Source organism: Litoreibacter sp. JB4-2, assembly GCF_055693445.1.
Genome location: NZ_CM146334.1, coordinates 3,885,225 through 3,903,933, shown reverse-complemented (window position 1 = coordinate 3,903,933; position 18,709 = coordinate 3,885,225). Strand labels below are relative to the sequence as shown.

At 58.3% G+C, this 18,709-nt stretch carries 20 protein-coding genes; 6 read left to right on the top strand and 14 right to left on the bottom strand.

Annotated elements, in window-relative coordinates:
• Nucleotides 1-30 precede the first annotated feature (30 nt).
• Together ACZ1G7_RS19585 and ACZ1G7_RS19580 are read right to left on the bottom strand one after the other, a co-directional pair.
• Nucleotides 31-864: a hypothetical protein gene (locus ACZ1G7_RS19585; RefSeq protein WP_472661085.1), complete on the bottom strand. Its 834-nt coding sequence runs from the start codon at nt 862-864 to the stop codon at nt 31-33.
• Between the two features lie 130 nt (nt 865-994).
• A complete protein-coding gene (locus ACZ1G7_RS19580; protein ID WP_472661084.1) occupies nt 995-2,506 on the bottom strand; it encodes a LysM peptidoglycan-binding domain-containing protein in 1,512 nt (503 codons plus the stop codon).
• A gap of 144 nt (nt 2,507-2,650) precedes the next feature.
• Between ACZ1G7_RS19580 and ACZ1G7_RS19575 the strand changes: the two genes are divergently transcribed.
• From ACZ1G7_RS19575 to ACZ1G7_RS19550, 6 genes are all read left to right on the top strand, one after another.
• Complete coding sequence (locus ACZ1G7_RS19575; RefSeq protein WP_472661082.1) at nt 2,651-3,214, top strand: LOG family protein; 564 nt, start codon at nt 2,651-2,653, stop codon at nt 3,212-3,214.
• Between the two features lie 90 nt (nt 3,215-3,304).
• Complete coding sequence (locus ACZ1G7_RS19570) at nt 3,305-3,763, top strand: hypothetical protein (RefSeq protein WP_472661081.1); 459 nt, start codon at nt 3,305-3,307, stop codon at nt 3,761-3,763.
• A 10-nt stretch (nt 3,764-3,773) separates the two neighbouring features.
• Nucleotides 3,774-4,334 (top strand): hypothetical protein, encoded by a 561-nt coding sequence (locus ACZ1G7_RS19565; RefSeq protein ID WP_472661080.1) that lies wholly within the window; start codon nt 3,774-3,776, stop codon nt 4,332-4,334.
• Nucleotides 4,331-4,888, top strand: a complete 558-nt coding sequence (locus tag ACZ1G7_RS19560) for an SCO family protein (RefSeq protein ID WP_472661078.1) — start codon at nt 4,331-4,333, stop codon at nt 4,886-4,888. Before ACZ1G7_RS19565 ends, ACZ1G7_RS19560 begins: the two co-directional genes overlap by 4 nt.
• Nucleotides 4,888-5,361: a rhodanese-like domain-containing protein gene (locus tag ACZ1G7_RS19555; RefSeq protein WP_472661077.1), complete on the top strand. Its 474-nt coding sequence runs from the start codon at nt 4,888-4,890 to the stop codon at nt 5,359-5,361. Before ACZ1G7_RS19560 ends, ACZ1G7_RS19555 begins: the two co-directional genes overlap by 1 nt.
• Nucleotide 5,362: 1 nt before the next feature.
• Complete coding sequence (locus tag ACZ1G7_RS19550) at nt 5,363-6,181, top strand: CE1 family esterase (protein WP_472661075.1); 819 nt, start codon at nt 5,363-5,365, stop codon at nt 6,179-6,181.
• Between the two features lie 103 nt (nt 6,182-6,284).
• Here the strand turns inward: ACZ1G7_RS19550 and ACZ1G7_RS19545 are convergent, their stop codons facing one another.
• The 12 genes from ACZ1G7_RS19545 to ACZ1G7_RS19490 all read right to left on the bottom strand — a co-directional run bounded on the left by ACZ1G7_RS19545 (nt 6,285) and on the right by ACZ1G7_RS19490 (nt 18,685).
• The gene (locus ACZ1G7_RS19545) at nt 6,285-6,575 is read right to left on the bottom strand and encodes a hypothetical protein (RefSeq protein ID WP_472659505.1); all 291 of its coding nucleotides are present in this window, start codon (nt 6,573-6,575) and stop codon (nt 6,285-6,287) included.
• Between the two features lie 273 nt (nt 6,576-6,848).
• Complete coding sequence (gene mdoH / locus ACZ1G7_RS19540) at nt 6,849-8,711, bottom strand: glucans biosynthesis glucosyltransferase MdoH (protein ID WP_472661073.1); 1,863 nt, start codon at nt 8,709-8,711, stop codon at nt 6,849-6,851.
• Nucleotides 8,708-10,231, bottom strand: a complete 1,524-nt coding sequence (locus ACZ1G7_RS19535; protein WP_472661071.1) for an OpgD/OpgG family glucan biosynthesis protein — start codon at nt 10,229-10,231, stop codon at nt 8,708-8,710. Before ACZ1G7_RS19535 ends, mdoH begins: the two co-directional genes overlap by 4 nt.
• Nucleotides 10,228-11,520 carry an OpgC family protein gene (locus ACZ1G7_RS19530; RefSeq protein ID WP_472661069.1) on the bottom strand — a complete coding sequence of 431 codons (1,293 nt, stop codon included), beginning with the start codon at nt 11,518-11,520 and terminating at the stop codon, nt 10,228-10,230. The genes ACZ1G7_RS19535 and ACZ1G7_RS19530 overlap by 4 nt, the downstream gene beginning before the upstream one ends.
• A gap of 27 nt (nt 11,521-11,547) precedes the next feature.
• Nucleotides 11,548-12,921 (bottom strand): tetratricopeptide repeat protein, encoded by a 1,374-nt coding sequence (locus ACZ1G7_RS19525; protein ID WP_472661068.1) that lies wholly within the window; start codon nt 12,919-12,921, stop codon nt 11,548-11,550.
• Between the two features lie 179 nt (nt 12,922-13,100).
• Entirely contained in the window at nt 13,101-13,880 is a 780-nt protein-coding gene (locus ACZ1G7_RS19520) for an SGNH/GDSL hydrolase family protein (protein ID WP_472661066.1), read from the bottom strand.
• Between the two features lie 76 nt (nt 13,881-13,956).
• A complete protein-coding gene (locus tag ACZ1G7_RS19515; RefSeq protein ID WP_472661065.1) occupies nt 13,957-15,162 on the bottom strand; it encodes a CaiB/BaiF CoA transferase family protein in 1,206 nt (401 codons plus the stop codon).
• A 65-nt stretch (nt 15,163-15,227) separates the two neighbouring features.
• Complete coding sequence (locus ACZ1G7_RS19510) at nt 15,228-15,692, bottom strand: DUF302 domain-containing protein (RefSeq protein ID WP_472661063.1); 465 nt, start codon at nt 15,690-15,692, stop codon at nt 15,228-15,230.
• Between the two features lie 135 nt (nt 15,693-15,827).
• A complete protein-coding gene (locus ACZ1G7_RS19505; RefSeq protein WP_472661061.1) occupies nt 15,828-16,730 on the bottom strand; it encodes a metallophosphoesterase in 903 nt (300 codons plus the stop codon).
• Between the two features lie 4 nt (nt 16,731-16,734).
• Nucleotides 16,735-17,334, bottom strand: coding sequence for a superoxide dismutase (locus ACZ1G7_RS19500; RefSeq protein ID WP_472661059.1), 600 nt, complete (start codon nt 17,332-17,334; stop codon nt 16,735-16,737).
• Between the two features lie 229 nt (nt 17,335-17,563).
• Entirely contained in the window at nt 17,564-18,016 is a 453-nt protein-coding gene (locus tag ACZ1G7_RS19495; protein ID WP_472661057.1) for a hypothetical protein, read from the bottom strand.
• 225 nt (nt 18,017-18,241) lie between these two features.
• The gene (locus ACZ1G7_RS19490; RefSeq protein WP_472661055.1) at nt 18,242-18,685 is read right to left on the bottom strand and encodes a hypothetical protein; all 444 of its coding nucleotides are present in this window, start codon (nt 18,683-18,685) and stop codon (nt 18,242-18,244) included.
• Nucleotides 18,686-18,709: the final 24 nt, after the last annotated feature.

Below are 18,709 nucleotides of genomic sequence, written 5' to 3'. Positions count from 1 at the left end.
GCCCCGAATGCGGGGCCGCAGCTAATTGATTTAGGCAGTCTCGGTGGTTTTCTTAGCTTTTGAGGCCGTCTCCAGTTTGCGGGTCTCCAAGGCGAGACCCACGCCAGAGGCGCGCAGAGATTTGTTGAAGGCACCAAGATCCATTCCGGCCGCTTGCGCCATGGCAAGCATCGCGGCGAGGGTTTCGGGGTTGAACTCCTCAGGAATAAGCGCGCCGACGGATTGCTCCAGTTCCAGCGCGTTGCCGAGCCCCGGGAAGACCAGCCCGGTTTGCGGGATGATTTCATTGAGCGCGGCACCCGACGCGGTCGGCACACTGGCCTGCGTCTGGTCATTGATCGTGCCATCCGCGCCGAAATATGTCGCGCGATTTTGCGGCGTCAGCAACACTTGCACAGGCCCGTCCGCCTGCGGCTCGAACCCGAAGACCGGGCCAAGTGGGCCTTGGGAAATCTGCAACTGCGCAGGCAGGCTGATTTCGACATAGCCGCGGGCCTCAAAGTTTGGGGTTGGCGGTGGGCAACCGGGCATTGCAAATGGATCGCTGGGCAGCACCGCGACAAGTGCGGTCGCGCAGGCATCAATTGTGACCAGCGGGTTCAGGCGGAACCGCTTGGCCTCAGCCGCGCCCGACAGCGCGAAATCGAAGTTGTTGTTGTCGTCAGGCGTGTCGACGATGACAAATGTATTGTCGAACAGCGACCGGTCAGGATCGGTGGTCGATGAAGTGATATAGTCCAGCCGGAAAGACAGCGGCTGGTCTTCCAGATTGGTGATTTCAAGAAAATGGCCCTGAAGGACGGTATCGGCAGGGCCCGCCGGGGATTGGGGTTTGTAGATCAGCTCAAAATGAGAGACTTGCATCGAAATGCTCCTTAAAAAAATGGGTACATCAAAAGACAGCGGCTGCTAAAAATATGTGCAGCGGCTGAGGAAGTGTACCACATTTCAAGGTCGATCCCAAACGCACCCATACAGAGTGGCGTAAAGGCGCCTAGCCTTCGGGCAACTCGAATATTTGGCCGGGGTAGATGAGGTCGGGGTCACGGATCAGGTCGCGATTGGCCTCGTAGACGCGCACATACTCCACACCGGAGCCGAAACGATCCTCCGCAATAGCCCATAGGGTGAAGCCTTTTTGGACCGTTACGGCATTCGGGCGGCTGGCGGCCTCGACAACAAGCTCGGGCTCTTCGCGCTGAAACGGTGTCTCGACGCGGCTGGTGACGGTGCCTGCGGGATCAACTTCGTCGATACGCAGGCGGTAGACACCCGCATCCACGTCAGGCAGCGGCGCTTCCCACGTACCATCGGGCTGGATTTGTACCGTGTTGATAGGCGCATCATCGACATAGACCCGCGCGAAGCTTTCGCTGTCGCCACGCCCGGCAAGGGCAACATCGCCGGTCGCATCATAGGTGATCGTGTCGATCACCAGATTGGCTACAGGTTCGGTCGTCACGGCCTCTTTTTGCGGGGCGAGCGGTTGAGGTGCAGGTTGCAGGACCTTCACGCCGCTTTCATCGGCCAGCACGATAGTGGGGCTGTCTGGCACGGCGGGTTCCGCTGGCGCGGGAGTTTCTTCGACGCTGGCCACAACCGTTTCGTCAGTGGCGGGCGAGACCTGCGCGGGTGTTTGCGCCTCGGCGACGATGTCCTCGGCGGTCGGTTCTACCGTTTCATCAATGGCAGCGTCTGCCAGTTGTGGCGCTGCTGGCGCATCGTCAGGAACGGTCGGCGCTTCAACGACAGGCGTCTCATCTGGGGCGGCCTCGGCGGCTGGCGCGCTTTCGGCAAGGGCGGTCTCGGCGTCGGGTACATCTTCGGCGGCTGGAGTCTGCGCGACTTCAGTCTCTGGCGCCTCTTCCAGGGGTAGGTCTTCGGGTTCGGCAGCCGCAACTTCCAGCTCGGCTTCGTCAGCTGTGTCGACCACGGCAGGTGCGACTTCAGCCACGGCGACCGGACGTGTCGGTGCGATCAGCACTGTCCCGCTGGAAGCAATGACCGCGCCATCCGCGCCATCAAATTCCGCTGATAGGCTGCGCGGGTTTTCTGATGCTGGCAAATCGAACAATGCAACGAACTTCCCGCTGCGATCCGCGATAGCTTCGGCAACGACTTCACCATCGGCCAAAAGGCGCACCGTGGCGCCCGGTTCTGCATCGCCCGCGATCACAGCACCGCCGGTCGGGTCGATGCGAACAACGTCAAAGCTGGGGGCAATCGGCGCAACAGGTGCTTCGGGCGCAGCAGTAGAGGTTTGCTCGGCCACCTCTTCCGCCTCGACTTCTGCCTCGGTGGTCGCAGGATCGGGGCTGGCATCCGCTGTCTCGGCAGGCTCAGAGCTTTCGGGCACCGGCGTGATTTCAATTGGCGCTTCGGCAATACCCGGGCCAGCGTCACGGCCCCCGAAAAAGACAACGTAATTTGCCACTGCCAAAGCAATAATGCCCAGAAGCAATACCAGGTTACCGGCTGTCCATTTTGATCGCGGTTGATCCGCCATTTTGTGATCCTTTTCCCCGTCGATACCCCTTCCCCAAGGGGTGGCAGCGCCTTCAATCAGGCTAAGCTTGTACGTTACTAGCAGCCCCTCTATCACAAGGCAAAACACCAGACATCACCAAGACATCACAAGGGCCGAAGCGCGATGAACCAGCAACACCCAAAATCCGTTTGCGTCTATTGCGGCTCACGCTTTGGGGCCAACCCCGCCTACCGCGCCGCGGCTGACGCCGTTGGCACCGCGATTGCCCAAAACGGCTGGCGCCTGGTCTACGGCGCCGGGGACGTGGGATTGATGGGCGAAGTGGCCAATGCATGCCAAGCCGCAGGCGGTGATGTGTTTGGCGTCATCCCGATCCATTTGTTTGATCGGGAGGTCGGAAAACGCGACCTTACCAGCTTTGTGATCACCGAGAATATGCATGAGCGCAAGAAGGTTATGTATATGAATTCAGACGCAATTGTCGTGTTGCCGGGCGGCGCAGGCTCGCTTGATGAGCTGTTCGAAGTGCTGACCTGGCGGCAATTGGGCCTGCACGAAAAACCGATCTACCTGCTCAACACGGAAGGCTACTGGGACAAGCTTGTTGGGCTCGTCGATCATATCATCAACGAGGGTTTCGCCGACGCCACGCTGCGCGACTATATGAGCGTGGTGGACAGCCCCGCCGCGTTGACAGAACAGCTTCAATCGGCCCTGGCGCGTTAACACATCGCGCGCTTCCCCAAGTTGTGATGCGGCAATCCGGCGCTTGGCTGGTAAAGATTAACCAGAATCAAAAAACTTCAGGGAGACCCCATGTATCTCAGATCAACCTTGGCGGCATTGACCGCCGCGGCCGGGTTTGCCGCCCCCGCCTTCGCGGCAGAGGGCGAGCGGGTGCAAATCACCGGCGAAATCATCGACACGTGGTGCTATTTTTCGGGCGTCATGGGCGGCACGGACGCGGTCGTGGGCTCGGCACACCATACCTGCGCGCTTTGGTGTTCGGCTGGCGGGATCCCTGTCGGGCTGCTGGGCGATGACGGTGAGGTTTACATGGTTCTGAAGATAGAGGGCGACGACCAGTCGGCGTCCGGCGATACGCAGATGACCTTGGCCAGCCACGAGATCGTAGCCGACGGGATGCTCTACAAGCGTGACGGGCTGAACTATCTGGTGGTCGAAGCTGTGGTCGAAGATCGCGGCATCACCAACCTCAACCACGAGGATTACGGCGTCGTGCCGCCCTTCGCAATTCCGAAGCCAAAGAAGTGAGGGCCCTGATATGAAACGTTTTATTGCTCTTCTCGCCGTTGTGGCAACGCCTCTCACAGCACAGGATTTTTCGGAAGGCTCGAACGCGCGCGAATGGAACCTTTACGCCGAAAGCCCCGCTACATTTGAGGCCACGGTCGTCGATTTGCTCTGCACCGTTGCGGGCGACTGCGCCAATGAATGCGGCGACGGGCGCCAGTTGGGGCTGCTGCGCAGCGTAGATGACGTGTTGGTCTACCCCAACAAGAACGCGCAAAGCTCGTTCAACGGCGCGGCTTACGATTTGCACCCCTATTGCGGCAAGCTGGTCGACGTCGACGGGTTGTTGATCGAGGATGAAGATATCCCCGGCGCCAAGAACATTTACCTTGTGCAAACCATTAAAGAGGCAGGCGCCGACGAATGGGAAAAGGCAAATAAATGGACCAAAGTCTGGGCCGCGAAACATCCCGACGCCAAAGGCAAAGGGCCATGGTTCCGTCGCGACCCACGGGTGAACGCCTTTATCGCGGCTGATGGCTATCTTGGCCAAGGCCTGACACCCGAAGAGGCATACGAGATCACACAATGATCAAAGCGGCCCTGTTAACATTTGCCATGGCGACCCCCGCCATGGCCGAAACACCCCTGCCCTTCAATCTTGGTGGCAGCTTCGCCTTGACCGACCAGTTCGGCGCCGCCCGCACCGAGGTGGACCCAGACGGCAAGCACCAATTGCTGTTCTTTGGCTACGTCAATTGCCGTGAGATTTGCTCCGCCGTGTTTCCAATGATGGCGCAAGTTGTCGACGAGGTTGAAGCGCGCGGCATGGACATCACGCCGGTTCTGATCACCGTCGACCCCGCACGCGATACGGTCGAAACGATGGCCGAAGGGCTGGCCGAGCATCACCCCGATTTTGTGGGCCTGACCGGCTCTGCCGCGCAGCTTCAAGTGGCCTATGACGCCTATGCGATTGAGACTGAAGAAGTGTTCGTGGACCCCGAATACGGGCCGGTTCTGGCGCATGGCAGCTTTGTCTATCTGCTGGACGGGGACGGCAAGTTCCTGACGCTGGTCCCCCCCATTGTGACCCCTGACCAAGCGGCCGGGATCATCGCGAAATACGCCGGAGAAACCGGATAATGCCAAATAGCTGGACGCGGCGCGCGCTGCTTGGCGCCGGCATTGTCGCCTTGGGCGGCTTGGGGTTTTACGCTGTTGGCGGCCAAAACCTGTTCTATGAGGTCATCACAGAGGCTTCCGCCGCAGAGGCGCTTGATCCGGAAATGGCGCATCAGATGGCGGGTCAGGGCCAGATCGTTTTGGTTGATATTCGCAGGCCCGACGAATGGGCCAAGACCGGTTCGGGTGAACACGCTGTGCGGCTGGATTTGCGACGCGATGACTTTATCGAGCAGTTGGACCTGCTGGTCGCGGGCGATCGTGGAGCGCCTCTGGCGTTGATCTGCGCACGCGGCGTGCGCTCAGCGCGCGAGAACAACAAGCTGATTGCGGCTGGGTTCACCAACGTGATTGACGTGCCCGAGGGTATGCTCGGCAACAAGAAAGGCCCCGGTTGGATCAAACGCGGGCTCCCGTTAAACAAGGCTCCCTGACATGAAATTTTTTCTCTCGGCCTTCGCGCTATTTGCTTTTACCGGTGGCGTACACGCGGGCTGCGCTGACCTAGAAGACACCTGTAAAACGCAGCTGGGCGAATACCACATTGCCCTGCCTGAGGGCGTGGAAAACCCGCCGGCCTTGTTGTTTTTACACGGCGCCGGTGGCAGCGGCAAAATGGCAATTAACATGGACGCAGCGCTGCAACGCGGATACGCGCTGATCGGCCCCAATGGGCTGAAACGTCCCGGTACAAATTTTGGCCCCGGCTGGTCTTTCAACCCGGCGCGCGAAGAGCTGCGCGATGAAGAAGCTTTCATGCGTGAAGTCATCGCCGACGCCACCGAAAACCATGGGATCGACCCCGACCGCGTGCTTTTGGCTGGGTTTTCGATTGGCGGGTCGATGACCAGCTATCTGGCCTGCGATGCCCCAGACCTGGCCGCCGCATTTGCCCCTGTCGCGGGCAGCTTTTGGCGCCCCCACCCTGCGCTGGACGCTTGCGCGGGGCCTGTGCGGCTGTTTCATACCCATGGCTGGCGCGACATGACGGTCCCCCTTGAAGGGCGACAGCTGTTTGGCGGGGAGATTGCACAAGGCGACGTCTTTTTCGCCATGCAGATCTGGCGCGAGACCAATGGCTGCGACAACTGGCGCGCGAATGAATTTCAAACGGATGCACAATTTTGGCGCCGCGAATGGACCAATTGCGCCGCCGGCGCTTTGGAATTTGTGCTGCATCCCGGCGCGCATGGGGTGCCGAAAGGCTGGTCCGACATGGCGATTGATTGGTTTGAGGCGTTGCCTGACACCTAATCCCTGATCCCATAACGAAAAACGGCCTCCCGGGGGGATACCGGGAGGCCGTCTTGTGACGCGGATCGTGAGGGAGGGCACGATCCGTATCTGGTTATTCAGGTTATTTCACGTGACGCTCAGCAGCTGAGTCGTTGCCCAGTGCGAAGAATGCTTGGACTTCTTTGACGTCAACCGAACGGGCGCGGTCGAAGTTCACTGTGGTTTCAGCCGGGCTGTCGTTCACCAGAGCCAGGGCTTCAGCAGCACCGATTGGGTTGCCGACAGATGTTTCCGAGACGATGCGCTCAGCGGCGCTATCGTTGCCCAGTGCGAAGAATTCTTGCGCTGTTTCAGCGGCAGCAGGAGCGGCCAGGGACAGGGATACGAGGGCGGTTGCGATGATAGTTTTCATTGTGTTTCTCCAGTGTGTGTTGCCCGTCTTGGGCTTTGTGTGTGTCGGCGTGTTGCCGTTTGATGAGATGAATATGCGCCTTGTGCGGGCTCATCTCAATACACCAAAATACCCAAAATAGTATATTTAAGTGCGTATACGCACATATAGATCCCCCTCCCGCGCAACCCATCACGCCCGCGTGAGAAGCCGATCACAACGCGTGAGATCGGTGAAATAGGGCGATAAGTCGACCGATTCCGCCCAGCAGTTCAGCTCTGAATGAGAGTGGCTTTATTCCGCTGCGACACGGTCCGCATCAAGCACGTCGCGCATTTGCGCGCGCTCGCGGCGGGCGGCGCGGATGATGGCGGGGGCGTTAAAAACCTCCGCGGTGCCCATCTGACGGGCCATCCATTTGTGCCGCGTCAGTTTGAGCCCAGACAGCATCGACAGCGGCACCGCGCCAAGCAGGCTCACGGCAATTGGCGTCAGCCACAGCGTGATGATGCCTTCATACATTCCAAACACCAAAGCGGCGCCGATCACCGTTTCCGCCGCGTGGAATTTGATATGGGCCAGCAGGGAATAGCGCCCACCGGCGCGCTGTTGCGGCACCCAGGTCTCTCTCAGGCCCGCATAGGTGCGCAGCACTGCTATGGTTTGCTGCACCATCAGGATCGGCGCGTAGAGCACAGAGATGATGATCTCGGTGACAAAGCTGAAGGCGAATTGCAGCGGACCACCCAGATCACGCAGCGACAGCCCGGTACGTCGGAAGGCCGTGGCGCCAAGGAACTTCGGCGCGAGCAGCATGCCATACATAAAGAGCAGGATGAAAACGTTGTTCACATGGTTGATTTCGGGCCAGGAGACCTGCGGGTTCTGCCCCGTGAAATAGCGAATGACGTTTTCTTCCGCGCTGACGCCCATGACAGCCCAGACAGTGAGCAGCGCAAACCATGCAGGGCTGAGCAGGTAGCTCATCGCGCCGTGAAAGAGGTGGAAGCGTGTGACCGAGTGAAACCCTTTTGAGCCGAGAATATTGAGGTGCTGCAGGTTGCCTTGACACCAGCGGCGGTCGCGGCGGACATAGTCGATCAGGTTTGCGGGTACTTCTTCATAGCTGCCCTTGATGCGCGGCAGGAAACGCACCGCCCAACCGGCGCGGCGCAAAAGCCCGGCCTCAACGAAATCATGGCTGAGGATCAGCGCGCCCTTGGAGCGGAACGTATCTAGCTTGGGCAGCCCCGCAGAGGCCGCAAAGGCGGCGGTACGGATGATGGCGTTATGTCCCCAATAGTTGCCCTCACGGTCGGACCATGTGGCCAGCCCCTCCGCCAGCACAGCGCCATATACGGTGTTGGCAAATTGCTGCACGCGGCCAAATAGCGTGTCCGCCCCGATCAACTGCGGCACGGATTGGATCAGGCCAGCGGACGGGTCAGCCGACATCTCATCGGTCAGCGCAATGATCGCCTCCGCGCTCATCAGGCTGTCGGCGTCAAGCACCAGCATTGCGGCATAGCCCCCGCCCCAGCGTTCGACCCAATCCGCGAGATTGCCGACCTTGCGGTCGATATTGTCGTCGCGGCGGCGGTAGAAAACCTGCGCCTCAGCGCCGAGGCGCGCTTTGAGCGTAGCGAAGGCTTGTAACTCCGCCTCAGCGATTGCGTCGTCGCGTGTGTCGGACAGGATGAAGAGCGTGTAGTCATGCGCATGCGGGCGGTTTGCCAACTGGCCGAGCATGGCGGCGGCGTTGCCGAACACATCGCCGGGGTCTTCATTATAGACCGGCACCAGCAGCGCTGTTTTAAGCGGTTCCACAACAATGGGTGTAGCAACAGGCACACGGCGCAGCAGGTTAAAAATACCCACCGTCACGGTTGAGACTGACAGAGAAATCCAGAAAAACGTGATGGCCACCAACGTAATGAGCGCCGTTTCAAAGGCAGTGAGCCCGTCCATCGCAAAAAAATCCGTGAAGACAGCAATGAGCGCAACGGTGGTCAGGATCGCGGGAATGAAAGTAAGAACTCGCCAACCCCAAACCCCGCGTGCGGCATCAAAATCAGGCGCCTGCCCATCATGGTAGCTGTTGCTGAGATCCTGCTTGGGATGCGCCAGCGGGCGTTCAGGGGGCATCACGGCGGTCATATTGTCCACCTGTAGAGCCAGACCTCGGTAAGCGACGTGCCGTCTTTGACGAGTTGAACCCGCAGCTCCGCGCCAGTGGCCTCGCCGGGATCAAACTTGAAGGCAAGCCGCAGCCCGCCTGTGCCGGGGTTGCGCTGCAAAACGCCGTCGGACACGGTGCCGCGATTGGCAGAGATGAACCGCGTGATGTCGTCGAGATCGCCATCAAATTCCGCATGATCGGCAAAATCAACGGTGATGATCTGGTAGGGTACGGCCTTGTCATAGCCTTTGCCGATGCGTGTGTTCAGCACCTGTGCCACGTCGCGCGGCCTTGGGGGTTCACCGCCCCAAGCCATCGTGTAAGCGAATTGGTGCTCGGTGCCCGGCTGCATGGGTTCACGAGGGCGCCAGTAGGCGACGATATTGTCGTAGATTTCCTTATCCGCCGGAATTTCAACCAGCGTGACCGCGCCTTTGCCCCAATCGGCTGACGGCGTGATCCAAAGCGACGGGCGGTTGTGGTAATGCGCCTCAAGATCGGCGTAGTCTTCGACCTCGCGGGCGCGTTGCATCAGGCCGAACCCGCGCGGGCCGTCATCTACGAAGCTTGAGATTTCCAATTCCGTTGGGTTGGCGAGCGGGCGCCATAACAGCTCCCCCGCGCCGTTCCAAACCATCAAACCTTCGCTGTCATGCACGGCGGACCGGAAGTCATCAAACCGCGCGCGGTTGGTCTGATCGAAGAGGAACATGGAGGTCAGTGGCGCGATGCCAACGTGGTCGCATTCCGTGCGGGGAAACAGCGTGCAATCAACCTTCATCTCGGCGGGCAGGCCCGGCGTGATTTCAAACGTGTATGCGCCAGTTACGGACGGGCTGTTGAGGATCGCATGGACCTTGGTCATCCGCTCGCCTGGCTCAGCGGCCTCGACGTAAAAATGCGTGAATTCGGGGAATTCTTCGCCCGATGCGTCGCCGGTGTTCAAAGCAAGGCCGCGTGCTGAGAGGCCGTAGTTTTGCCCCGTGCCGATGGCGCGGAAATAGCTGGCGCCCTGGAAGACGAGGAATTCCTCAAAAATCTCTGGCGTCTTCAGCTCGGCCCGCAGGCGGAAGCCGGAATAGCCCATCGTATCATCAATCGGCAGATCAGGAAACTTGTCGGTCTTGTCAAAGAGCGAAATATCGAAGGCCAGCGTGCGGGCCATGCCGCTTTCGACGATATTGATCTCAACCGGGCGCGGGAAATAGAGGCCGGGGTGGAAGAAATCCATCTGGAACGGTCGTTTCGTGTCCGTCCAAAGCCCTTTTTGAGAGTTGAACCAGATCGAGCGGTATTCGTCGTAGGTCAGGTCACGCCATTCCTTGGGCACCTCCCCCATCGGCGCGTAGGGTGCGGCAGCCAAGCCGCGTGCTTTGTCCAACAACCATGCGCGCGAGAAACCCTGCGGCTCCCCTTTGAACATCGGCAACGCGTCGGCGCGCCCCGCTACGGCGGCGGCCCCAAGCATGGAGAGAAATGCGCGACGTGTCAGGCTCACTTGGGTTTCACCCTCCAAGGTTGTTGTTTCACATAGGCCACGAAATAGGCCACGCCGATCAACGCCCAGCAACCGATCAGGTTGCCTACGGTTACGGAAAGCGTGCTGCGGCCAATCTGATCATAGGCGAACCCAAGCACGCGGGCGAAGACCATGGAGAAGACGAACACGGCCAGCGATTGTTGCCCGACTTTCATGATAATCGTGACGATGCTGTCCCAAAGGCGAGAGAACTCACCCTTCCCTTTTGCGATCAACCGGTGCCCGCCGACGCCTGCCGCGACCCATGCCAGATAGGCCAGAGACAGGAAGTGGATGTAGCGGAACAGGCCGAAGTCGGACTTGGTGATCCACGCCTTGTTGGACACGCGCCAGTCAATAACCGGGTTGCCTTCAAACGCCAGGCCGAACCATTCGCGGTTCACAGCCCGCACGCCGATATTGGACAGCGGGATATTTGCGATGACGATCACGGCGGCCAGCACGATCAGCCATAGCTTCACTGGCGGCGCCGGTATCCAGCCGCGCATGAAAGCGAAGCCTGTGAAGAAGATCAATTGCCAGCCAAACGGGTTGAAGAACCACTCGCGCTCTGACCACGGCTCCGCCGGGAAATTGAGTGCCAAGTGATCTGCGCCCAGCCAGTTCAGGATCGTGCCTTGGGCAAACAACCAGACCGTCGCGATAACGGCAAACATTAGGTAAATATTGACCTTCGACAGCGCCATGACGACCGGCATCATCACCAAGATCACCATATACATGGGCAGAATGTCGAAGTAATTCGGCACATAGGTGAGCGTGAACAGCCCCACCAGCTGGTCGGCGGTGGTCGAGACCAGCTCACCGCCGCGCGTCACGCCATCGAAGAAGGGCACAAGGTTCAACGTGCCAATATATCGCTTCTCGAAAATGCCAAAACTGTCCCAAAAGGCCAGCATCATCGCGATGAAGAAAAACATCCCGATATGCGCCCAATAGACCTGCCACACGCGGTAGCCGACGCGCGCGGTGCCCAGCGTCCAGCCCGCGCGATCATAGGTCCGCCCGAACGCAATGGCAGAGGCCATGCCCGAGCAGAACACGAAGATCTCGGTCGCATCTGAGAACCCCCAACGGGCGGGGATCCAACTGGTGAAGAAATTGCCAGGCGTGTGTGCAAACAGAATGATGAACATCGCGATGCCGCGATAAAAATCAAGCCGTGGGTCGCGCGTCGTCACCCCGGACGTGCCGGAGACGGGCGCCGCCATCGAGGCGCCCTGAAATTCAGGAGTGGTCACAGCCATAGACATCCCCGCAGCCAGTCTAACTGCTTATTCCGCAGGCACGCGGCCCGCGCAACCCGCGGCGTCGCGCCCGGCGGTGATCAGGGCGATGCGCGCCTGTGCATAGCCATCTTCGCGTCCCGCGCGTTTCGCGGTGCGCTCGTTCAAAATGGCCTCAGCGTGATCAAGGAAGCCCGCGCGAATGCCCGCATCGATTGTCAGCCGCTCAAACACATCGCGTTGCGCGTGGGAACCGCCGGCCTGTTGCATCGTTTGCCGCGCGCGGCGCAGGTTAAGGAAGGCGGTTTTGAAATCTGCCTCACCGAAAGCTTCAAGACCAGCCGCAGCCGACAGGCCCGGCACGTCCATCAACGCATCCATTTCGCGAGACTTCGCCTTGGCGTCGCGGTGCATGCGCCCCATCAGCTTGGCGATCGCGTCCTTGCGCTCGCCCCCGATCAGCGCGAGCAAGTAGTGCAAATCCGCAAAAATCAGCTGGCCATCTTCGGTGCGGTTTGCCGAAAGCTCCGCCAGCTCTTCCCAGCGGTCGCCAACGTCAAAACCGTCTAGCTCAAGCCGCGACAGCAACGACGTGGCGTTCGAAATATCGCGGTAATCGTCGGTTTTGTCCTGGCGAATTTCGGTGTCGTAAAGGGCGAGAACCGTGTCCGCCTCCCCCAGATCGAGATGCATCAGGGCTTTGTGCCACCACACGTGATAGCGGAAATTGTTGCAATGTGCCCAAGCGTCTTCCCGGCCTGTTAACCAGTCGATGCCCCCACGCGCATTGGCGGTCATGTCATAGACGTGGGCGACAGCATGCAGCCCCCAAGCATCGTCCGGGCTAATTGCGAGCCCCATTCGGCCGACGGTTTCGGCACGGCTGTATTCGCCGGTTTCTTCCAAAGTGAACGCGTGACAGCCCATCATATAGCCGCGGCCCGCGTGGTCGGGCCCATAAGCGTGCATGACACTTTCGACCGAGGCGCGCATACCAACCCCGTCGCCCAACACAAAGCGGATCGCGTGGCTAAGCTTCATTGCCAGCGTGTCGCCCGGATGCGCTTTCAACACATCTTCGAGATGCGCAATCGCTTGGGTCGGTTGACCAGCCAGAAACGCTTTGAGAGCGGAAATGAAGGATTGTTCGCGCGGTGTAACTGGCGCGGCCATGGCGGAAGCTTCCGCCAGTCCCAGTGCCTCGCGCGCAGTCTCAACCAACTCAGACCGACCAAGAAGCAAGTAAAACATGCCTTTAACTGCATAACCGAGGGCAAAATCAGGGTCGGCCTCCAGTGTCGCAACAAGGTGGGTCGGCGTGCTAGCCCCATGCGCCATAAAGGCCAAAAGCGTTTGATCCCAGTGCGCGGCTGCGTCCCGCGATTTAAGACTGGTGTCTTGGCCGAAAACGTCTTGATACATGGTAAATCTCGATTCCTTTGCTCCCACGACTTGCGCCGCATGTCCTGCATAACGATGCGAGTCGCGCCCGGTAAACGGCGGAGATGCCCCCGTCACGGACATGTGAGACAGATCACGGAACCTGTGAACAGGGACGGGGAAATTGTGATTGGCAGCAGCAGCTTACGGCCCAAGAAGTCTCAGTTTATGGCAAAGTCTTGCGCGTTTTCGGCCAAATCAGGCAGGTCGCCTATGATTTGGGCAGCCAAACGATCCGCCCAGTGCGCGTAAACCTGCGCGCTGGGATGGAACCCATCAGAAGACATCAGCCCGTGCAGCTCCAAATCCGCGGGAATATGCGTCACGTCACGACGCGTAGCAGCAAGCGCTGCCAACCCCGCATCATAGCGTTGCCCTTGGCGCCCTAAAATCCAGCGCAGTACAGGTGGCAGCAGCGGAAAATCTGAAATGCGCGGGACGCCCGAGACGTAAATATGTCTAACGCCAAATTTGGACCGTAGCAGATCCCACATCAGCTCCGTATCCTCTAGCCAGTTCTCCCGCGACGCGCGACGCGTGATGTCATTGACCCCCAGCGCGGTGACTGCGATGTCGTATTGTACAGCCGGAATTTTGACGAGCCGTTTGAACATCACCCGCGTGGTGCGCCCTGTTTTAGCATCAAGATCCCAGTCAAGCTGCACATGCGCGCCAAGTAATGCTTCAAGCTGCCCGCTTAACGCCTGATCTTGTGTATCCGTGCCCACACCGGCAGCAGAGCTGTCGCCCAGAAGCAGCATTTTCAGTGGTTTGCCATCCCCGGCACGTCCCGTGCGCGCACCAGCCGGTTCGGGCAATTGCAACGCCGTGCGACGCAACCAAGCGCCTTGCGCGATCAAATAGGGAAAGAGTGCAAATTTGACTGCAATCTCCGGGTGGACCCGGGCATGGAGACGCGTCTTGAAAAAAGGCAATTGCATGGGCGCACGATGCTACACTTGGTTAACAATAGCATAAACCGAGCGCGCGCAGCATGCACCTGAAACGCAGCGTCGCCTAGTCTGTGGTATCGCCGCTGTTCGAATTTTGGCGCAAGCTGTCCAAAACCTGAGCCGTATCTTGCCCAAAGCGCGGCGGCGGACGGCGATATGTGACTGGCGTTTTTGACAGGTTCAGCGGGTTGCCGATCAGGCTCACATGGCCCTTTTCAACATCATCACGCGCCATATCGATTTTCATTTCCCGGGCTGCAACCTGCTCTGATGCGAAGACCTGTTCCAGCGTGTTCACCGGCCCGACGGGCACTTTGCGTGCTTCAAGCCCGGCGATCACATCGGCCATGGTGCGAGTTGCCAGCTCCGCCTCATATTCGGCGATCAATTGGGTCCGGTTCTTGACCCGATTGGCATTAACCGCATTCTCGCCCTCTGCCAGGTCGGGCCGCCCTAGATAGTCGCAAAACCGCGCGTATTGGCTGTCATTGCCCACAGCCACCAACACATGCCCGTCGCTGGTTTTGAAAGTCTGATAGGGCACAATCGTCGCGTGCTCATTGCCACGACGCGGGCGTGGTTTGCCCGTGGTCAAATGCGCCACGCCCTCATTGATCAGCCAGCTGATTTGGGTGTCGACCAACGCCACGTCGATATGCTGCCCCTCCCCCGTTTGGTCGCGATGCCTGAGCGCCGACAAGATCCCAACAGTGGCGTAAAGCCCACAAACCACATCGGCGATGCCGACAGCCACTTTCATCGGTTGTCCCTCAGGCTCGCCCGTCAACGACATGATCCCGCCATAGCCCTGCGCCATTAGATCATAGCCGGGCTTGTCGCGGTTGGGACCGGTCTGCCCAAATCCTGAGATCGAGCAATAAATCAGATGCGGATGCGCCTTCAGCATCGACGCATGATCTAACCCGTATTTCTTCAGGCCGTCCGGTTTGAAATTCTCGATGATGATATCGGCGGAGGCGGCGAGCGCGCGAATGGTCTCCTGCCCCTCCTCACTTGCGATATCGATGCCCACTGACAATTTGTTGCGGTTGGCCGACATGAAATAGGCCGACAGATCCGTCTGCGCGCCGTCGCTGCCGGTCACAAAAGGCGGGCCCCAGCCGCGCGTGTCATCGCCACCCGATTTGGGGTTTTCGATCTTGATCACCTCGGCGCCCAGATCGCCCAAAAGCTGCGTACAGGTGGGTCCCGCCAGAATGCGAGAAAGATCAAGAACGGTCAGCCCGTCCAGCGCGCCTTTGGGAAACATTTTTGGAACTTTCGATGGTGTAAAGCGCGCCGACCCTGTCGCGGGGCAACGCAGAGGTCAAGGCGCTAACCCGCCGCGGCTTGGGCAATACGCAGAAAAATCGCATCCAGTTCCTCAGCAGCCACGCCCAGATCGGCATCGGCCCCATCCATATAAGGCGCAAAAACGAGGCTCGGCGTTTTGTAAGACAAAGTCGCGCTGCCATCGTCGGCCTCAGTCACATAGACGCGTATCGGTGCCTCAATCATCGCAGGTGTCGACAGCCCCAAAATGCGTACGGCATAGACATTGTTGAATAGCCCAATCACACGATTTCCAGGGATAGTGATTCCGCGCTTTTTGGCAGCTCCTGTGGGGCCCGCCTGCGTTACCACCCCCATCTTATTGGCCTTGGCCGCCGCCTTCACATCGTCGACGAGCGCCGCGAAGCTCTTGGTTGTCGGCATCACAACCCAGCCGTCCCGCGGAGCCATTTCAGCTTGAGCCGACCCGCCCCAAAGCGCTGCCAGAACAATAATTAAGCGAAACATGCGCTCTCCATTTGATCAAAATACTCAAATAAAACCCTGCCAAAAGACGCCTCCATCAGCCAATCACGTTCCCGCCAGCAACGGGGCCCAGACAAAACATGATGCGCGCCCACAAGGGCGCTCCTTTAGGTCACGCTACCCGCTGCGCACGGTCACGAGCGTGATTTCAGGCATCACCCCAAGACGCAGCGGCACCAGCGAGCAGCCCAACCCAGCGGACACAACCAGATCGCGGCCTTCTTCGATCCGGTGCCCATAGGCATATTTGCTGCCATACTCCGATGGGATCACCGGACGCTTTCCAAACAGCTTGATCTGTCCGCCATGCGTATGGCCCGACATGACCAAATCAATTGGGCCATTCAAATCGCGACGCGGTAGTTTCGGGAAAATATCAGGCTCATGCGCCAATAGCAGCCCGAACGCCTCAAACGGGACGTCGCGCAACGCGGCTTCCAGATCATGCGCCCCGTCATGGCTATAATTCTTGCCCTCATAGGCATGCTGACTGTCGATACCCGCGACCCAGATGTGGCTCGGGTGATCCAGCTGCACCGCCTCGTTGCGCAGAACCGTCATCCCCGCCTCGCGCAAAAGCGGCACGCAATCCGGCTCGAAACTTTCGCGCCGCTGCGTGGCCTTATCATCCCACCAGTCGTGATTGCCCGTCGTTGCAAAAACCCCAAATGGCGCTCTTAAATCAGACAGGACGTCTACCAACTCCGGCAAGGGTTCCGGCGTCATCCAGCGATTGTCCTGCGCGCGCAAATCGCCACCTAGATAAATCAGGTCAGGCTTCAAAGCATTTGTCATCGCGACAGCCTGCGCCACCCGCGCGAGCGGCATGAAGCGTTTGTCGGCATGCACATCACTAAAAATAGCAATCGTCAGACTTTCGCCCGGCGCGAATTTAGGCGTCAGCACATCGCGCTTGATCACTTTGATACGCGTATAGGCCCCCCACCAGTAGTCGGCGAAGCCCTTAAAAAAACCTGCCCGATGCGGATCAGGCAGGTTTCTATTTTGCGATGTCGTCACTGGATTACATGCGCGAGGCGACGTTTTCCCAGTTGACCAAATTGTCGAGGAAGTTGGTCAGATAGACAGGACGTTTGTTGCGGAAATCGATGTAGTAGCTGTGCTCCCAGACGTCGCAGCCCAAAAGCGCTGTTTGACCAAAGCAAAGCGGGTTCACACCGTTTTCAGTCTTAGTGACCTTCAGGCCGCCATCGGCATCTTTTACCAACCAGCACCAGCCAGAGCCAAATTGACCTGCTCCCGCCGCGGAAAACTGCGACTTGAACTCGTCGACCGAACCAAAGCTGTCGACAATAGCTTTTTCCAGCTCAGACGGCATCGAAGACGCGCCAGGGCCCATCATTTCCCAAAACTGGTTGTGGTTCCACAGCTGCGAGATGTTGTTGAAAATACCGTTTTGCGCGACGGCGGAGGCGTCATAGGTGCCGACAATGATTTCTTCGATGGACTTGCCCTCCCACTCGGTGCCCGCAATCGCCGCGTTGCCATTGGTGACATAGGCGTTGTGGTGCAGGTCATGGTGATATTCCAGCGTCTCCTTGGACATGCCGTTATCGGCCAAAGCGTCATGAGCGTAGGGAAGTGGTGGAAGTTCAAAAGCCATTGGGGCCCCCATCAATTGGTGTGTAAATGCTGCACGTTAACTGAGCGCTTCTGCAAGAATGGTCAAGCCTTGCCCGCTCAGAAACGGAGTCTCCCTGAACTGTCACGTTGCCCTTCGCGCGCAATTCGACGCGCTATCAATGCGGTTTCGCGACAAAGATCAAACGCTTAACACTCGGCAATGCGGTCACAGGAGCAAGAAAAAATGCCGCCAAAACAGGACCCAAAAACTACCCTGAGAGTTGCCGGCACACGCCCCGGCCGCGAATGTCCGTGCCTGTATTGCCGCCGCCATAACGCTGGACGAAATCGCCTGTCATTTTCAGGCGCAGCGTTTTCACGTTCAAGCGTCCGCGGTAATTGACGACTGGCCGATACCAAGTGACCTCTTGCGGCATCAAAGCTCGTGGCACACCATTTACACTCCAAGAAAACAAAATCTCATCTTTGACGCGCCGGTCATATTTACCCTCAACCGCGCGCTTCCCCGCGGCTTTGATGAAACTGTCCGAAATGATCACATCGCCACGATCAAACTCAATTCGAACAGTAGAAGAAATCACAGCATTCTGTTTAAAACTGGCCGTAGGGGACACCTGGCATTCGTAAACCTCGGCAGATGCAGAACCACCCCCGACAACGAAAGCCGCAAAGATAAAAGGTTTTATTGAAAGGTTTTTCATATTAAGTCCGCTAACAAAAACTATCCCTAAGCTAAGCGCCGCAGCGCAGCACAACAACCTGATATTTGAGACGTGAGTAACTTATGCAACTCTGGCGAGTCCAAAACACTAAATCTTAGATCACAGCCCCGTCGTTCGGCCAAAATCAAAGAACACAATTTGCGCCAAAGCATCACAAACTGGCAGTGTTATTCGGTGCCAAGTTCGTAAAAGTACTGACAACTTTCAGCTACTATCGGCAGACAGGGTACAAAAACCTATTGATCGGGGCGCACTAGAAGCCGACGAGTTCCCACCGCCCATCTTTTGCCAACTCAACTTGGCTCTTCTTGTCGAACGATCAATCGACAAGCTAAATTTCAGCTTGTTGCTAATGTGCATATGAATTTTTTGAGTTATCGATTTTGGAACATTTTCAGTGACCCAACTTACTCTTAGTCCCTTAGCGTTGTCTTTCACTATCTTTGCATCAAGTGGCTGTGACGAACCAATACTTGCACGAAATGTGTCTTGAACCAGCGCCTTTGTTGAAGTCGCCACCTCAAGCTTGATGGTTTCTGGGACTACTATCCCTTTTTCGAAGCTGCAAATGTAAGTTTCAGAAAACAACTTGCTAGCGGGGAATGCCGCGGCGAAAAAAGCCAATAACACGACCGAAATAATCTTCATCTTTTTGACTTTCTCTGAAAACCG

What these genes read in the sequence shown, in the direction of transcription:
- ACZ1G7_RS19510 (WP_472661063.1), bottom strand. Translation starts at nt 15,692, where the DNA reads ATGTTTCGCTTAATTATTGTTCTGGCAGCGCTTTGGGGCGGGTCGGCT.
- ACZ1G7_RS19570 (WP_472661081.1), top strand. Translation starts at nt 3,305, where the DNA reads ATGTATCTCAGATCAACCTTGGCGGCATTGACCGCCGCGGCCGGGTTT.
- ACZ1G7_RS19515 (WP_472661065.1), bottom strand. Translation starts at nt 15,162, where the DNA reads ATGTTTCCCAAAGGCGCGCTGGACGGGCTGACCGTTCTTGATCTTTCT.
- ACZ1G7_RS19580 (WP_472661084.1), bottom strand. Translation starts at nt 2,506, where the DNA reads ATGGCGGATCAACCGCGATCAAAATGGACAGCCGGTAACCTGGTATTG.
- ACZ1G7_RS19565 (WP_472661080.1), top strand. Translation starts at nt 3,774, where the DNA reads ATGAAACGTTTTATTGCTCTTCTCGCCGTTGTGGCAACGCCTCTCACA.
- ACZ1G7_RS19520 (WP_472661066.1), bottom strand. Translation starts at nt 13,880, where the DNA reads ATGCAATTGCCTTTTTTCAAGACGCGTCTCCATGCCCGGGTCCACCCG.
- mdoH (WP_472661073.1), bottom strand. Translation starts at nt 8,711, where the DNA reads ATGACCGCCGTGATGCCCCCTGAACGCCCGCTGGCGCATCCCAAGCAG.
- ACZ1G7_RS19585 (WP_472661085.1), bottom strand. Translation starts at nt 864, where the DNA reads ATGCAAGTCTCTCATTTTGAGCTGATCTACAAACCCCAATCCCCGGCG.
- ACZ1G7_RS19495 (WP_472661057.1), bottom strand. Translation starts at nt 18,016, where the DNA reads ATGAAAAACCTTTCAATAAAACCTTTTATCTTTGCGGCTTTCGTTGTC.
- ACZ1G7_RS19525 (WP_472661068.1), bottom strand. Translation starts at nt 12,921, where the DNA reads ATGTATCAAGACGTTTTCGGCCAAGACACCAGTCTTAAATCGCGGGAC.
- ACZ1G7_RS19545 (WP_472659505.1), bottom strand. Translation starts at nt 6,575, where the DNA reads ATGAAAACTATCATCGCAACCGCCCTCGTATCCCTGTCCCTGGCCGCT.
- ACZ1G7_RS19500 (WP_472661059.1), bottom strand. Translation starts at nt 17,334, where the DNA reads ATGGCTTTTGAACTTCCACCACTTCCCTACGCTCATGACGCTTTGGCC.
- ACZ1G7_RS19490 (WP_472661055.1), bottom strand. Translation starts at nt 18,685, where the DNA reads ATGAAGATTATTTCGGTCGTGTTATTGGCTTTTTTCGCCGCGGCATTC.
- ACZ1G7_RS19575 (WP_472661082.1), top strand. Translation starts at nt 2,651, where the DNA reads ATGAACCAGCAACACCCAAAATCCGTTTGCGTCTATTGCGGCTCACGC.
- ACZ1G7_RS19530 (WP_472661069.1), bottom strand. Translation starts at nt 11,520, where the DNA reads ATGGCTGTGACCACTCCTGAATTTCAGGGCGCCTCGATGGCGGCGCCC.
- ACZ1G7_RS19550 (WP_472661075.1), top strand. Translation starts at nt 5,363, where the DNA reads ATGAAATTTTTTCTCTCGGCCTTCGCGCTATTTGCTTTTACCGGTGGC.
- ACZ1G7_RS19555 (WP_472661077.1), top strand. Translation starts at nt 4,888, where the DNA reads ATGCCAAATAGCTGGACGCGGCGCGCGCTGCTTGGCGCCGGCATTGTC.
- ACZ1G7_RS19560 (WP_472661078.1), top strand. Translation starts at nt 4,331, where the DNA reads ATGATCAAAGCGGCCCTGTTAACATTTGCCATGGCGACCCCCGCCATG.